The organism is Micromonospora sp. NPDC005172 (assembly GCF_040608555.1).
Lineage (GTDB): Bacteria > Actinomycetota > Actinomycetes > Mycobacteriales > Micromonosporaceae > Micromonospora.
On record NZ_JBEXIL010000062.1, the window covers coordinates 1 to 14,335 of the forward strand.

General features: G+C 71.3%; 15 protein-coding genes. 6 read left to right on the forward strand and 9 right to left on the reverse strand.

What is annotated here, in order from left to right; genetic code table 11:
- A partial coding sequence (locus ABZV06_RS28445) for an endo-1,4-beta-xylanase (protein ID WP_355248732.1) occupies positions 1-568 on the reverse strand: 568 nt, incomplete at its 3' end.
- A gap of 715 nt (positions 569-1,283) precedes the next feature.
- Between ABZV06_RS28445 and ABZV06_RS28450 the strand changes: the two genes are divergently transcribed.
- The 3 genes from ABZV06_RS28450 to ABZV06_RS28460 all read left to right on the forward strand — a co-directional run bounded on the left by ABZV06_RS28450 (position 1,284) and on the right by ABZV06_RS28460 (position 4,202).
- Positions 1,284-2,291, forward strand: coding sequence for an ABC transporter permease (locus tag ABZV06_RS28450; protein WP_355248729.1), 1,008 nt, complete (start codon positions 1,284-1,286; stop codon positions 2,289-2,291).
- Between the two features lie 40 nt (positions 2,292-2,331).
- Complete coding sequence (locus tag ABZV06_RS28455) at positions 2,332-3,384, forward strand: ABC transporter substrate-binding protein (protein ID WP_355248726.1); 1,053 nt, start codon at positions 2,332-2,334, stop codon at positions 3,382-3,384.
- A gap of 62 nt (positions 3,385-3,446) precedes the next feature.
- Positions 3,447-4,202, forward strand: coding sequence for an ATP-binding cassette domain-containing protein (locus tag ABZV06_RS28460; protein WP_355625292.1), 756 nt, complete (start codon positions 3,447-3,449; stop codon positions 4,200-4,202).
- 92 nt (positions 4,203-4,294) lie between these two features.
- On the opposite strand, the gene ABZV06_RS28465 is transcribed toward ABZV06_RS28460, so the two are convergent.
- A complete protein-coding gene (locus tag ABZV06_RS28465) occupies positions 4,295-4,990 on the reverse strand; it encodes a FadR/GntR family transcriptional regulator (protein ID WP_355248721.1) in 696 nt (231 codons plus the stop codon).
- Between the two features lie 8 nt (positions 4,991-4,998).
- Positions 4,999-6,393: an enolase C-terminal domain-like protein gene (locus ABZV06_RS28470; RefSeq protein WP_355625294.1), complete on the reverse strand. Its 1,395-nt coding sequence runs from the start codon at positions 6,391-6,393 to the stop codon at positions 4,999-5,001.
- 424 nt (positions 6,394-6,817) lie between these two features.
- Between ABZV06_RS28470 and ABZV06_RS28475 the strand changes: the two genes are divergently transcribed.
- The gene (locus ABZV06_RS28475) at positions 6,818-7,312 is read left to right on the forward strand and encodes an N-acetyltransferase family protein (RefSeq protein WP_355248715.1); all 495 of its coding nucleotides are present in this window, start codon (positions 6,818-6,820) and stop codon (positions 7,310-7,312) included.
- 90 nt (positions 7,313-7,402) lie between these two features.
- Here the strand turns inward: ABZV06_RS28475 and ABZV06_RS28480 are convergent, their stop codons facing one another.
- The 5 genes from ABZV06_RS28480 to ABZV06_RS28500 are packed head-to-tail and all read right to left on the reverse strand — an operon-like array spanning position 7,403 to position 12,040.
- The gene (locus tag ABZV06_RS28480) at positions 7,403-7,756 is read right to left on the reverse strand and encodes a TraR/DksA C4-type zinc finger protein (RefSeq protein ID WP_355248713.1); all 354 of its coding nucleotides are present in this window, start codon (positions 7,754-7,756) and stop codon (positions 7,403-7,405) included.
- A 37-nt stretch (positions 7,757-7,793) separates the two neighbouring features.
- Positions 7,794-9,011 (reverse strand): ferritin-like domain-containing protein, encoded by a 1,218-nt coding sequence (locus tag ABZV06_RS28485; RefSeq protein WP_355625296.1) that lies wholly within the window; start codon positions 9,009-9,011, stop codon positions 7,794-7,796.
- Positions 9,008-9,853 (reverse strand): PhnD/SsuA/transferrin family substrate-binding protein, encoded by an 846-nt coding sequence (locus ABZV06_RS28490; RefSeq protein WP_355248707.1) that lies wholly within the window; start codon positions 9,851-9,853, stop codon positions 9,008-9,010. The genes ABZV06_RS28485 and ABZV06_RS28490 overlap by 4 nt, the downstream gene beginning before the upstream one ends.
- A complete protein-coding gene (locus ABZV06_RS28495) occupies positions 9,853-11,022 on the reverse strand; it encodes an acyl-CoA dehydrogenase family protein (RefSeq protein ID WP_355248704.1) in 1,170 nt (389 codons plus the stop codon). The genes ABZV06_RS28490 and ABZV06_RS28495 overlap by 1 nt, the downstream gene beginning before the upstream one ends.
- Positions 11,023-11,062: 40 nt before the next feature.
- Entirely contained in the window at positions 11,063-12,040 is a 978-nt protein-coding gene (locus ABZV06_RS28500) for an ion transporter (protein WP_355625298.1), read from the reverse strand.
- A gap of 177 nt (positions 12,041-12,217) precedes the next feature.
- Here ABZV06_RS28500 and ABZV06_RS28505 point away from each other — a divergent pair, with 177 nt between their 5' ends.
- Positions 12,218-12,913, forward strand: coding sequence for a TetR/AcrR family transcriptional regulator (locus tag ABZV06_RS28505; protein WP_355625300.1), 696 nt, complete (start codon positions 12,218-12,220; stop codon positions 12,911-12,913).
- A 60-nt stretch (positions 12,914-12,973) separates the two neighbouring features.
- Here the strand turns inward: ABZV06_RS28505 and ABZV06_RS28510 are convergent, their stop codons facing one another.
- The gene (locus tag ABZV06_RS28510; protein WP_355625302.1) at positions 12,974-13,831 is read right to left on the reverse strand and encodes an SDR family oxidoreductase; all 858 of its coding nucleotides are present in this window, start codon (positions 13,829-13,831) and stop codon (positions 12,974-12,976) included.
- A gap of 87 nt (positions 13,832-13,918) precedes the next feature.
- On the opposite strand from ABZV06_RS28510, the gene ABZV06_RS28515 reads away from it, so the two are divergent.
- On the forward strand, positions 13,919-14,314 hold the full coding sequence (locus tag ABZV06_RS28515; protein ID WP_355248691.1) for a helix-turn-helix domain-containing protein: 396 nt from the start codon (positions 13,919-13,921) through the stop codon (positions 14,312-14,314).
- The last annotated feature ends 21 nt before the right edge of the window (positions 14,315-14,335 follow it).

Here is a 14,335-nt window from a genome sequence, read left to right on the forward strand (position 1 = left end):
CGTTGCCGGTGCGCTGCAGGTTGGAGTCGCGCCGCCCACCGCTGCCGCCGTCGGCGAACGCCTCGTTCACCACGTCCCAGGCGTAGATCTTGCCCCGGTAGTGGGTGGCGACCTGGGTGACGTGGTTGATGGCGGCGTTACGCAGCGCGGTCCCGGACATGCTCTGGGCCCAACCCGGCTGCTGCTGGTACCACAGCAGCGTGTGGCCGCGGACGATCATGCCGTGCGACTGGGCGTGCGCGACGATCTGGTCCCCGCCGCTGTAGCTGAACCGGCCCTGCTGGGGCTCGGTGGCGTCCCACTTCATCTCGTTCTCGGGAGTGAGCTGGTTGAACTCCCGGTTGACGATGCCAGCGAACTGGCTGTCGGACAGCTTGAAGGCGGGTACCGCGGCGCCGTAGTAGCGGCCCTTCTCGGCCGCCGAGGCGCCCAGGGTGGTGCCGGCGTTGGCGGTGGAGGTCACCGCCACCGTCGCGGCGACCGCCGCGAGGGTGGCCGCGAGCGGCACCAGCACCCGACGGCCCCGGAACCGGGGTCGCGGTGCGCGTTCGTCGGGGATCTTGTCCATGGTCCTGCCTTTCGACAATGGTGGCGGCGGAGTCGAGATCGGGCTGCCGCACCGGTGGCGGGCAGACCGTGGCTTCCGTTCAGGGCGGGATACGGCGGTGCCCGGGACGGTCCGATGGATCGACATCGGCGATGCCTGAGGGCGCACGTCACGATGGAGCGGCCGCGTGCGGGGACGCGGAAACACGGCGTACGCCGGACAGGTGTGGCTCGGACAGGTCACCGGCCGTCGACCGGGTCAGGGGACCCGATGCCCTTCGAGGTGCCGATGATTCCGAACGGGAGGGACGTGCCCTCGACTCCTTGGCGGAACATAGCATGTTATCGATAACATGCTCAAGGCGAGTGGTGAGCGGGCAGCGAACCCCTTCGATGAGCACGTCCGCGTCGCCCTGGTCGGAGGTTACCGCTAACAGCGTGTCCGGACGCGGCGCTCGCCGCCATCCGGTCACAGGCAACGATTTTTTGGTCCGACGTATCGTTCCCGAGACACGCATAACGATGCCACAACATGACGGTAAGACCTTGGCAACATGAGCGTGACCATGGCAAGGTAACGCCTGATCACAGGAAACATCCGATCTATCGTGCAGGCGCTGCGGGGCGTGGCCCCGTGTGTGACTTCCTGGGGAGGTCCGGTTGCGAGGGAGAGCGTCAATCACCGGCGGGGGCGCGTGCCGAGCCGGGGACACAGTGGACGAGAGCCGGGCCGGACGATGAGTGCCGTCGAGGCGACCGACCAGAGCCAGGGCGGCGCGCTCAACGACTGGTTACGCGAGCGCATCTCCCACGCGTTGTCCGAGTTCACCGCCGCGACCGCGCTCATCGTCCTGTTCATCGCGCTGAGCTTCGCCAGTCCGTACTTCCTCACGGCGGACAACCTGTTCAACATCGGCGCGCAGACCGCGGTCATCGCCATCATCGCCGCCGCGCAGACGATGGTCATCATCACCAGGGGCATCGACCTGTCGGTGGGCTCGGTCGCCGCGCTCGCCGGCGTGGCGGGTGCGATGGTCGTACGGGATCTGGGCTTTCCGCTCCTCGCGGCGACGGCGGTCGCGATCGGTGTCGGTGCCCTGGCGGGACTGCTGAACGGGTTGCTGGTCACCGTCGCCCGGATACCCCCGTTCATCGCGACGTTGGGGACGATGTCGGTCGGGCGGGGCCTGGTCTTCATCATCACCGGCGCGGTCGGCGTCTACGGGCTGCCCAAGTCGTTCCAGCTGCTCGGCAACGGCGAGATCATCGGCATTCCGTTCGCCGTCGTGATCACCGCGGTGGTCGCCGTCGGGGTTGCCTTCCTGCTCTCGCAGACCCGCTTCGGGCAGTACACCTACGCGATGGGCTCCAACCTGGAAGCGGCCCGCCGCTCGGGCGTCGCGGTGGGTCGTCACCTGACCTACGTGTACGTCCTGGCGGGCGTCCTGGTCGGTCTGGGCGGCATGATCGCCGCTTCCCGCGTCAACTCCGGCCAGCCGAACTACGGCATCTCGCTGGAACTCGACGTCATCGCCGCCGCGGTCATCGGCGGCGCCAGCCTGTTCGGCGGGCAGGGTCGGATCGTCGGGACCATCATCGGCGCCTTCCTCATCGCCCTGGTCCGCAACGGCGCCGTCCTGCTCGACATCAGCATCCACTACCAGCAGGTGATCGTCGGCCTGATCATCTGGGCTGCCGTCTACTTCGACCAGTACCGCCGCCGGCGGCTGGAGTCACGGGGCTGACATGCCGTACCCGCAGCTCGACAGAGGAAGGACGCACACCATGGCACACACCACCACCAGCCGACGTCCACGAGGTCACCTCCTGCGCGCGCAGGCCATTCTCGCCGCCGCCGCGGCGGCCGCTCTCCTGAGTGCCTGCGGCGGGGTCGAGGTCCGCGACGGAGACGACGGCGCGACCAAGCAGGCCTCCGGGCCGCTGAAGCTCGCCGTCGTGCCCAAGGCGGTCGGGGCCGACTACTGGAACACGGTGAAGGCGGGCGCCGAGTGCGCCGCCCAACGCGCCGGCGACGTCACGGTCCAGTGGGACGGGGTGACCACCGAGACCGACGTCGAAGGGCAGGTCAACCTGATCCAGAACTTCGTCACCAAGAAGGTCGACGGGATCGTCTACGCGGCCACCGACTCCCGCGCGCTGGCCCCGGCCACCGACCAGGCGCTCGGCGCGAACATCCCGGTCGCGATGATCGACTCGGGCACCAGCCCGCAGCCGTCGGGCGTGCCGCTCTTCGCCACGGACAACAAGGCGTCGGCCGTCGAGGCGGCCAAGTTGCTCGCCACCGAGCTGGGCCCCGGCAACCACGACGTGGCGCTGGTGGAGTTCCAACCCGGTTCACAGACCAACACCGAGCGGGTCGACGGCTTCAAGGCCGGCCTCGCGCAGTTCCCCAACCTCAAGCTGGTCGGCCAGCAGCCCAGCCGCAGTGACGTCAACGAGGCGCGGCGGGTCACCGAGAACATCCTCACCGCGAACCCCAACCTCGCCGGCATCTTCGCCGCCAACGAACCGAGCGTGCTCGGTGCCGCGCAGGCCATCCAGGCGGCGGGCAAGTCCGGCAAGGTGGTCATCATCGGTTGGGACGCCGCCCCGGACGAGATCGCCGGACTGCGCAACGGCCAGATCTCGGCGCTGGTCGTGCAGAACCCCTTCAAGATGGGCTACTTCGGCGTCGACAAGATGGTCAAGCACCTCCGCGACAAGGCGCCGCTGGCATCGGCGGACACCGGGGTCACCTTCGTCACCAAGAAGAACATCGACTCGCCGGAGATCAAGGCGGTGCTCGAGCCCAGCTGCGCCAACCCTCCGGTGCAGTGATGGCGACGACCTCCGCGCCGACGACCGACAGCGACAGGCGGCGGTCTCCCGAGGAGCCGCCGGTGCTCGAAGCCCGTGGCATCGTCAAGCGGTTCGGCCACGTCGAGGCGCTGCGCGGCGCCGACTTCACGGTCCACCGGGGCGAGGTCGTCGCCCTCATCGGTGACAACGGCGCCGGCAAGAGCACGCTGGTCAAGACGCTCTCTGGTGTGCACGCGCCCGACGAGGGCGAGATCCGGGTCGGTGGTCGAAAGGTCCACTTCGGGACCCCGGTGGACGCCCGACGCGCGGGGGTGGAGACCGTCTACCAGGATCTCGCGGTCGCCGACGATCTCAGCGTCGCCGCCAACCTCTACCTCGGGCGGGAGATCCTGCGCTCCGGGCCGCTCGGTCGGCTGGGGCTGCTCGACAAGCGCGCGATGCGGCAGGGCGCCGCCGCGGCCCTCGACGAGCTGGGCGTACGGATTCCGCGGGTCACCACGCCGATCGCCATGCTGTCCGGCGGGCAGCGGCAGTGCGTCGCGGTGGCCCGGGCGATCATCTGGGCGACGAACGTGGTCATCCTCGACGAGCCCACCGCGGCGCTGGGCGTCGTGCAGACCGAACGGGTGCTCGACGTCGTCCGGCGGGCTCGCGCGGCGGGCATGTCGGTGGTGCTGGTGAGTCACAACATGCCGCAGGTGCTGGACATCGCCGACCGGGTGGAGGTACTGCGTCTCGGCCGGCGGGCGGCTCGGCTGCGCGCCGACGAGGTCACCACCGACGACCTGGTCGCGGCGATGACCGGCAGCAAGAGCGCGGAGCGGGACGAGCGGTGACGGTGCTCGCCCGCCCGTGACCGCCCGCGGTGGACCGGCAACGGTCCCACCGACGCGCGGCGCGGGCGGGCGAGCAACCGCCCACAGCCGTCTCATCCCTCGTCGGGCAGCCCTTGGAGCGACTCCTCCACACCGATCAGGTGGTTGGCCATCCGGGTGCGGGCCCGCTCCGGATCGTGTGCCCGGAGGGCCTTCAGGATCGCCACGTGCTCGTCGTGGGTACGACGGTCCGCGCCCTCCTCGTGCAGGCTCCGCCAGAGCCGCCCACGAAGGGTGCGCCCGGCGAACGCCTCGATCAGGCCGATGAGCACCGGGTTGTCGGCGTGTGCGGCGATGATCCGATGGAAAGCGATGTCGATTTCCATGATCCGCTCGTGGTCCTGCGGCGACCGGCCGGCGATCCGGGCCGCCTCGTCGAGCAGTTCCCCGGCCTGGGCGAGGGCTTCGTCGGTGATCCTGGTGGCGGCCAACCGGGCTGCCTCGCACTCCAGCAGGCGGCGAACGGTGTGGATGTGCCGACCGTCGCCCTGGCCCTGAAAGTCGACCACGAAGCCCATCGGGGCCAGCAGTTGCGGGGCGTCGAGGTTCGTGACGTACGTGCCGTCACCCTGGCGGATGTTGACGATGCCGAGGATCGACAGCGCCGACATCCCCTCGCGCAGAGAACCCCGCGAGACGCCGAGGGACTCGGCGAGGTCCTTCTCGATGGGCAGCCGATCCCCGGGTTTGAACGTCCCTTCCAGGATCATCCGTTTGATGCCGTTCACCACTTCGTCGGTGCGGGACATGACACCTCCTAGCGGCCGGCGGGGGTGGGCGCTCCACCCGCGATCACGTACGGCTCCGGAGATGACACGGTAGCCGTCTCGGTCGAGGCCCAGTAACGGCCGTCCGGGAACCGGTACCGTTCGATCGACTCGGGGTGCATGCGGGTGGAGTAGCCGGGCGCGTCGGGCAGGACGTACCCGCTGCCCCAACCGGTGTCCCGGATGACACACGGATCGGTGAAGTGCTCGTGCAGGTGGTCGACGAACTCGGTGACGCGGCCGGTGAGATCCCCCGAGACCGCGACGTAGTCGAGCACCGACACGTGCTGGACCATCTCGCAGAGCCCGACGCCGCCGGCGTGCGGGCACACCGGAACGCCGAACTTCGCGGCGAGCAGGAGCACGGCGACGATCTCGTTGACGCTGGCCAGCCGGCCGGTGTCCAACTGGCAGAAGTCGATGGCCTCGGCCTGGAACAACTGCTTGAACATCACCCGGTTGTGGCAGTGTTCGCCGGTGGCGACGCCGACGGGAGCGACGGCGCGGCGCACGGCCGCGTGGCCCAGGATGTCGTCCGGACTGGTCGGCTCCTCGATCCACAGTGGCGTGAAACGGGCCAGCGCGTTGACCCACTCGATGGCCTGGTCGACGTCCCACACCTGGTTGGCGTCGAGCATCAGGTTGCGGTCCGGGCCGAGGATCTCCCGGGCGATGGTGCAGCGGCGGATGTCGTCGTCGAGGTCGGCGCCCACCTTGAGCTTGACGTAGCCGTAGCCGGAGTCGACGGCCTCCTGGCACAGTCGGCGCAACTTGTCGTCGCCGTACCCGAGCCAGCCGGCCGAGGTGGTGTAGGCCGGGTAACCGGTGCGCGCCAGCTCGGCGAGGCGGTCGGCCTTCGTGCTGTGCTGGGCCCGCAGGATCGCCAGCGCCTCGTCCCGGGTCAGCGCGTCGGACAGGTAGCGCAGGTCCGCGATGTCGACCAGTTGTTCGGGGGTCATGTCGGTGAGCAGCCGCCACAGCGGCTTGTCGGCCAGGCGCGCGACCAGATCCCAGGCGGCGTTCAGCACGGCCGCGAGGGAGAGGTGGACGACGCCCTTCTCCGGGCCGAGCCAGCGCAGCTGGGTGTCGGAGGTGAGCAGGCGGTAGACCGCGCCCATGTCGGCGGCCATCGTGGCGGTGTCCAGGCCCACCAGGCGGTGTGCCTGGTGGGCGGCGGCTGCCACGACGATGTCGTTGCCCCGACCGATGGTGAAGGTGAGGCCGTGACCCGCCAGCGGCACGCCGGCGCTGTCGACACCGTCGGTGTGCAGGATGACGTAGGCCGCTGAGTAGTCGCCGTCCTTGTTCATGGCGTCGGACCCGTCAGCGGTCAGCGAGGTGGGAAAGCGGACGTCCTCGACGGTGACGCCAGTGATCTGCGGCATGCGCTCCTCGCCCGGCTCGGCTAAAGATCAGATGATCATTTGGAGTATACGGAGAGCGCTTCAGGCGCGTCAACGACGTCAGTCGGCCTGCATCCATAGACATCTAACGTTTCCTCGGATCGCCGGGAGTGGGGCGGGGTGGTCGCTCACGACGCCTCTTGCCGGCACGGTCCGCTGGCGGTAAAGGAACCTGCGAATGCCGGTGAAGGTTCGACGTTCACCGGCACGGCCAATCTCATGGGTGTGGCGCCCGGTCGCCGCCGATTCGAAACATCACACCTTTCGGTGGGCGGGGCGCGGGCCTGCGGGACGCCGGCCGGGGCAGCCGGAAGGCGACGCCTCCGCACGGTAAAACTGTCTGGTCCGACAGACCGGCGACACCGTCCCCGGCGACGTGGTCGACACACCAGATCGGAGCCCGACGATGCCCGAGGTGACCCTGCGACCGATGAGCCCCGGGGACGCGGACCGCATCCTGGCGATCTACCAGCTCGGCCTCGACGGCGGGAACGCCAGCTTCGAGGTCACCGCACCGACCTGGGCCGCGTTCGACGACACCCGTCTGGCCGCGCACCGGTATGTGGCCGTCGCCGACGGCTCGGTCCTCGGCTGGGTCGCCGTGTCACCGACGTCGAGCCGCGCGGTCTACGCGGGCGTCGTCGAGCACTCGATCTACGTCGACCCGGCGGCCCAGGGGCGCGGTGTCGGTCGGCTGCTGCTCGACGCGCTGATCACCTCGACCGAGGCCGCCGGCATCTGGACGATCCAGTCCGGAATCTTCCCGGAGAACACCGCCAGCCTGGCCCTGCACCGGCGGGCCGGGTTCCGCGTCATCGGCACACGCGAGCGGATCGGCCGCCACCACGACCGCTGGCGCGACGTCGTCCTGCTGGAACGCCGCAGCCCCACCGTCGTCTGAGCGGCAGCCGTCGAGGCGGCCGGCGGCTGCCGTGCCCGCTGCCGACCCCGCGACGTCCGCCGGCAACCGGGTCCGCGCGCGCCGCCACCGTCACCGTCGGCTGGCGCAGGCGACGCAGGTACGCGCCGACGGGCGGGCGGCGAGCCGTTCGGCCGGGATGGGGCGGGAGCACCGTGCACAGGTGCCATAGCTGCCCGCGGCGACGCGGATCAGGGCCTCGTCCAGTTCGGCGCGGCGTCGACGGGCCGCGTCCAGGACGGCGCTGAGTTGTGCGCGTTCGAAGGCGATCGTGCTGCCCTCGGGGTCGTGTTCGTCGTCGGCATTCGACGACCGGGACGCCTCGAACAGGCTCCGCAGGTCGCCCTCGAGCGCGGCGATCTCGACGGTGGCCTCGTCGCGTCGCCGGAGGAGGTCCGCGCGGACCGCGGTGGGCTCGGTGTCCATGGCGGTTCCACGCTACGCCCCCGGACGCGGACGGGAGCTACATGAAGTTGCGCGTGTGCAGCGCCGAGAGCGCCACCGCCTCGTCGGGCCGGAAACCCAACCGGACGAGCCGGCGTTGGCGGCCCTGGTCCATCGCGTGTTGCAGGGCCTGCACGTGATCGAAGCCGGCGGACACGTCCTCGGGGCGCCACCCGCCCGCCGCGAGCACCACCAACGCGTCGAAGACGTCGGCGTTGAGCCCGGCGGTGTCGACCAACGTGTCGTGGCGGCGGTGGATGGCCGCGCGGAGCCGGTCGCGCAGTGACGGGTCGACAGTCGCCTGGTGCTCCAGGTGGGCCATGCCGAACACCACGTGCCGGCGCTCGTCCTGCATCGCCAACCAGCAGATCCGGCGGGTGACCGGGTCCGGGGCGTGCCGGACCAGGAACGCCAGCAGGTCGACGAAGCTGCCCTCGCCGAGCACGGAGAGCAGGAACGAGGCCAGGGCGAAGTCGGACTCGGCGACGAGCGTGAAGAGCGACTGGCGGCCGCCCGCCGACGACGTGCCGAACTCCGCCCCGCGCAGCAGGGCCCGCCGGCTGAACACCGCCATGTGCCGGGCCTCGTCGGCCACCTGCACGGCGAGGAGTTGCACCACCTCGCGGAAGTGCGGATGGATGCGGCCGAGGAACCGTGCCGGTACGACGAGCGCGGCCTGCTCGTTCTCGACCAGATAGGTCATGACCTGCACGACCGCTGCCTCGACGTCGGCCGGCAGCGCGAACGCCTCGTCCCACGGCACCGCCGTCTCCGGGTCCCACTGCCGGGCGGCGGCCTGCGCGTAGAGCGCGGGGGCGATGTCTGCCCACACCAGATCGCGGTCGTCCAGGTCGAACCGGGCCTCGGGGCCGCCGGCCTCCAGCAGCGCACCCCGCACGCCGAGCCCCCATCGGGGCGACGGACGGCTGCTCAACGCCGAGGGCAGCGCCGACCCGGCCCGCTCCGCGCCGAACCAGCGGTCGTCGTCCGCCGTGCCCCGTACGACGACCGCCACCAGGTCGCCGCGCTCGGCCGCCTCCGGCCACTCGACCCGGTGGCCCCGGCCGCGGCACCAGGCCGGCAGGTGCACGCGCAGGGCCGGCTCCCGGCCGAAGACCGCCAGCCGGCCGCCGGGCCGCAGCCCGGCCAGAGCGCGTTGCAGCAGCAGGTGCGCGCCCCGGCCCAGACCGAGGTCGCCGAGGTCGATCGCGGTGTCGGCGGCGGGTACGGGGGTCATGGCCGATAGTCGGTGGCGGTCACCCGCCCGTCGGCGGCGTAGAACCCGCTGGCGTCGACCGCTGCGGCGAGGGCGGCGTACCCCGTGGTCCGGCCGGCCGTCCAGGCCGTCAGACCCTCCAGGTCGAGGAGCGGGCGCACCTCGGGATCGGCGTACGACATGCCGCGCAGCAGGGCGCCGAACAGCCGGACCCCCTCGGACGCCGGCTCGCGTACCGTCATGTTGCAGTGGTCGTAGCGCCCGGTCTGGGCGATGATGCGGGTGCCCTCGGGGGACAGCGTGCCCTCCTGGACGAACGCCAGATGGTTGGCGTCGATCATGCAGGCGGCGTCGACCTCGCCGGCCGCCAGCGCGCGAGCCGCGTCACGCTCGCCGCCGATGTGGTCACCGTGCAGCCCGACACCGACGTCGAACCGTCGCACGTCGAGCGGAACACCGGCGGCCGCGAGGTGACCGAGCGGGATGAGCGTCGCCTGTGGGCTGTCCACCGCGCCGGTGGCCACCGTCAGCCCGGCAAGCTCCTCGACCCGGCGTACCGGTGAGTCGGCGCGGACCACGACCACCGAGGTGAGGTCCCGGTCCGTGTCGCGCATCGTGAGTGCGCTCACCGCGCCGCCGCCGGCCGCGGCCAGCCGCTCGGCCCTCAGCCAGGCGAGCGGGGAGTTCCACGCCGCGTCGATCCGGCCGGCGACGAGATCCTCGACCTGTCGCTCGTAGTGCGAGTAGAGGACGAAGTCGAAGTCCAGGCCTCGCCCACGCAGCCAGGCGCGGAACCCCTCCCAGATGGTGACGACCTTGGGGTCGTACGCGACAGCTCCCATCACCACCGCTGACGCCGGCATCAGCGGTTCGCCTCGTCGAGCAGCGGCAGCCCGGTGACGACGCGGCCGACGAAGTCGTGCAGGGCGTCGGTCGTCGGCGCCATCACCCGAGCGGCCCGGGAGTCGCGGAACCGGCGTTCCAACCCGGACTCCCGGCGGAAGGCGCTGCCGCCGCAGAGTCGCATCGCGCCGTCACAGACGTCGGCGGCCGTCTCGGCCGCCAGCGCCTTGACCTGCAACACGCGCAGAGTCGCGTCGTTCCGGCCGGTCTCCAGCGCACTGAGGGTGTCGGCGAGAAAGGCCCGCAGAGCATCGGTGCGGATCTTCAGTTGGGCGAGGTCCCGCCGGGCCACGGGCGAGTCGCGCAGGGCCGCACCGGTGTGGGCGAGCGTGGTGCGGGTGAGGTGCCCGCTCGCCTCGGCGACCGCGCTGTCCGCGAGGCCGAGGCAGAACGCGGCGTTGAGCACCAGAAACCAGGGGAGTACGACGCCGAGGGCGGTGTCCAGGCCGGCCCCGTCGGCAGCCAGCATCGCGGCGGCGGGTACCAGGACCCCGTCCGCCGTCATCGGTCGGGAGCCGTTGCCCCGCAGCCCCAGCCCGTCGAAGTCGCCGGCGATGTCGAGGCCGGCACGTCCGGCGGGTACGAGCCACAGCGTCATCGGCCCCGCTCCCGGCGACAGCGGAAGGCTCGACCACACGTAGCTGTCCGATTCGCCCGCCGCGGTGACCCAGCTCTTGCGGGCGTCGAGGCGGACCGTGTCGTCGGCGACGGACGTCGCGGTGCCGGTGGGCGACCAGAAGTGGCTGCGCGAGCCGAACTCGGAGAAGGCCAAGGTGGTCAGATGCTGGCCGGCGGCGATGGCGGTGCGGACGTCGCGCGGACCGTGGGACTCGATGACGGCGGTCGCCGCGTAGTGCATGAGCACCACCATCGCCGTGGAGCCACACTCGGCGGCCAGCCTCTCGATGACCTCGGCGACCGGGCGCATGCCCTGGCCGCCGCCACCGACCTCGCGTGACGACGCCAGGCCGAGCAGGCCCGCCGTGGCGAGGGCGTCGACGCCGGCGCGGGGGAAGGCGCCCTCCCGGTCGATCGTCTCCGCCTGCGGGCGGACCACGTCGTCGATCACTGTGTCGAGTGTTGCCAGGACGTCGGTGCTGGACTGGGCATTGTCGACACTGACCGTCATGGGGGCGCCCTTCAGCCGGAACCGGGGAACGGGATCGAGACTAGCCGATTCCTGTGTCACCGAAGGGCAGTGCGCGGTCGGAGCGGGCCTGGGCGCGGTACGGCCGGCCGTGCGCGTCCTCCCGGTCGATCCGCAACTCCCGTTCCAACTCGCCGATGACCGCCCGCAGGTCGTCCAGGCGCTGGGTGAGGGCGATGCGGTCCACCTCGTCGGGTACGCCGTCGCCGTCCTCGTCGTAGCCCGGGGCCAACCGCTCGGTCATCTCCAGGCGCCGGGCCTCCTCCATGGAGTTGACGATGACCGCGATGAGGATGTTGAGCAGCAGGTTGACGGTGATCACCACGTAGCTGACGTAGTAGAGCAGCGTCCACGGCGAGATGGCCAGGCCCTGCTCGATCAGGTCCGGCAGCGTCTCCAGCGACAGCAGGACGAACAGCGTCAGCAACGACCGGCCGATGTCCCCGTACTCGTCGGGGTACCGGTCGCCGAAGATCAGCCAGCCGGCCATCCCGTACACGTAGAGGGTCACGACGGCCAGCGCGAGGAACCCGGTGACGCCCGGCAGGCTGCGCCACAGCGCGGAGACGATCGTCCGCAGGCCCGGTGAGAAACGCACCAGCCGCACCATCCGGGCGACCCGCACCACGCGCAGCAGCGCCGTGTCGCCGTGCAGGCCCGGAACGAAGATGGCCGCGATCACGACGAAGTCGAAGACGTTCCAGCCGTGCCGGAAGAAGTCCTGCGGACGCCGGCCGTACGCGGCCAGCCGGACGCCGATCTCGATGGCGAAGACGGCGCGGAAGAACAGCTCCAGCCCGTGCAGCGCGCCGGTCGCCGGAAACAGCCCCTCGTACGTCTCCAGACCGAGGACGATCCCGTTGGCGAGGATGACGACGACGATGCCGATCTCGAAGGGACGCGACCGGGCGAGCCGCGCGCAGGCGTCGGCGACCGTGGGTCGGCGACCGTCGGGGCGTGACCGGTCACCTCGCTGCACGGGAGCGGGCGCACCGCTCATCGGGCGACCGATCCGTCGAGGTGTGTCGGGGTCACCGCGGGGGCCCACCCCTGGTCGTGGTGGCGGCGCGGGAGCATGGCGACCACCCTAGTGCCTGGTGCGTAAGGAGTGACCCGCCGCGCGCCCCCTGCGCGGTACCTGCGGGGCGGACCCCGGCAGCGGCTCTAGAGTGGGTCGGTGACCGACGCAGCCGGGAGGTCCGGAGACCGCGAGGCCGGCCGGCAGCCGATCTGGGCCCGACCCGAACGGGGCACCCGAGGCCCCGCGCCGGCGCACAGCCGGGAGGCGATCGTGGCGGCCGCGATCACCCTGGCCGACACCGAGGGGCTTGCCGCGGTGTCGATGCGGGCCGTCGCCGGGGCGCTGGGCACCGGGGCCGGATCGCTCTACCGCTACCTGTCGTCCCGTGACGACCTGCTCGACCTGATGACGGACCGGGTCGTGGGGGAGCTGCGGCCGTACCCGCCGGAGCAGGCCGACTGGCGGGACGAGATGCTGCTGGTGGCTCGCCAGCAGTTGCGCCTGTTCCGCGCCCACCCGTGGCTGGTGGACGTGATCCAACGGCCCTCGGGCGTCGGACCCGAGAGCCTGGCCTGGTTCGACAACTGCATCCGGATCCTGGAGCCGGTGCGCTGCGCCGTCACCGCCAAGTTCGAGGCGATCGCCCTGATGACCGGCGTGGTGAGCCTGTTCGCCCGCAACGAGGCCGCGGCCGGGTCGCCGAGCTTCGCCGGCGTCGACCTCGGGGCGTACCCCCATCTCGTGGCGGCCTTCGGTCGGTCCGCGCCGCCGACGCCGCCGACGGACCTCTTCGAGCGGACGCTGCGCAGTCTGCTGACCGGACTGCTCACGTCGCCGCCGTCGGACGACTGAACGGGCGGGCGACGACAGGACGTACCCCCGTCGCCCGCCCGCCCGACGGACCGCGACCGGTCAGGCGCGCGCGGCCCGGATGGCGTCGTGCAGTCCGGTGGTCGGACGACCGATCAACCGGCTGAGGTCGTCGCTGTCGGTGGCCAGTTCGCCGATGGCGATCGAGTGGTCGAGGGCGGCCACGAACCCGGCGGTGCCGGCGTCGAGCCCGACGTTCTGGAGCGCGGAGGCCAACTCGGCGGTCGACATGTCCCGGTGCACGACGGTGGTGCCGGTGACCTCGGTGACGGCGTCGGCCAGCTCGTCGAAGGTGAACGCGGTGCCGCCCAACTCGTAGACCGTGTCGCCGTCCTCGTCCCGGGTCAGCGCCGCTGCGGCGGCGGCCGCGTAGTCGGTGCGGGGAGCGGCGGAGACCTTACTGCCGCCGGTGGCGCCGAGGATGGTGCCGCTCGCCACGTACTGCGGAAGCTGGTCGGTGTAGTTCTCGGTGTACCACCCGTTGCGCAGCACCGTGTACGACAGGCCCGACGCGGCCAGCACCTCCTCGGTGGCCTTGTGCTCGGGGGCGAGCGGGTTCGTGGTCGTGTCGGCCTTGAGGATGCTGGTGTAGACCAGGCGCTCGACCCCGGCGAGCCGGGCGGCGTCGATGACCGCGGTGTGCTGCGCGACCCGCTGCCCCGGGGTGTCCCCGGAGATGAGCAGCAGTCGGCGTACGCCGGCCACGGCGCCGGGGAGCGTCGAGGGGTCGTCGTAGTCGGCCTGGCGGATCTCGACACCGCGCGCGGCCAGGTCGGCAGCCTTCTGCGGGTTGCGGACGACGGCGGCGATCTCGGTGGCGGGCACACCTGCGTCGAGCAGGTGCCCGACCACCAGGCGTCCGAGTCGACCGGTGGCGCCGGTCACGGCGTAGGTGGGCATGCGGACCTCCGATGAGCGGTGACTGATTGCAAGCACTTACTAATGTATAGCACGCGACAATGAGTAAGCGTCGGGTAGGCTGGTGTGATGAGCGACGTGCCGGCCGAGGGCCCGCCGGGGCCTACCCAGGAACTCGTCAGCGATGTGTTCGCGCGGAGCTGCACCTCGCGCGCCGCCTTCGAGGACATCACCTCGAAGTGGGCCTCGCTCGCTCTGCTCGCCCTCGGCGAGGGCAGCTACCGGTTCAACGCGCTGCGGCGGCGCATCGAAGGGGTCAGTGAGCGGATGCTCTCCCAGACCCTGCAGACCCTGGAACGCGACGGGATGCTCACCCGCGAGGTGCTCACCGCGATCCCGCCACGCGTCGAGTACACGCTCACCCCGCTCGGGGCCCGGGTCGCCGAGCAGCTACGCGGCCTCGCCGATCTGCTGGAAGCCTCGGTACCCGAGGTGCGTGCCGCCCGCGAGCGCGAGCGCAGCTAGAGCACACCGGGCCTCGCGAGG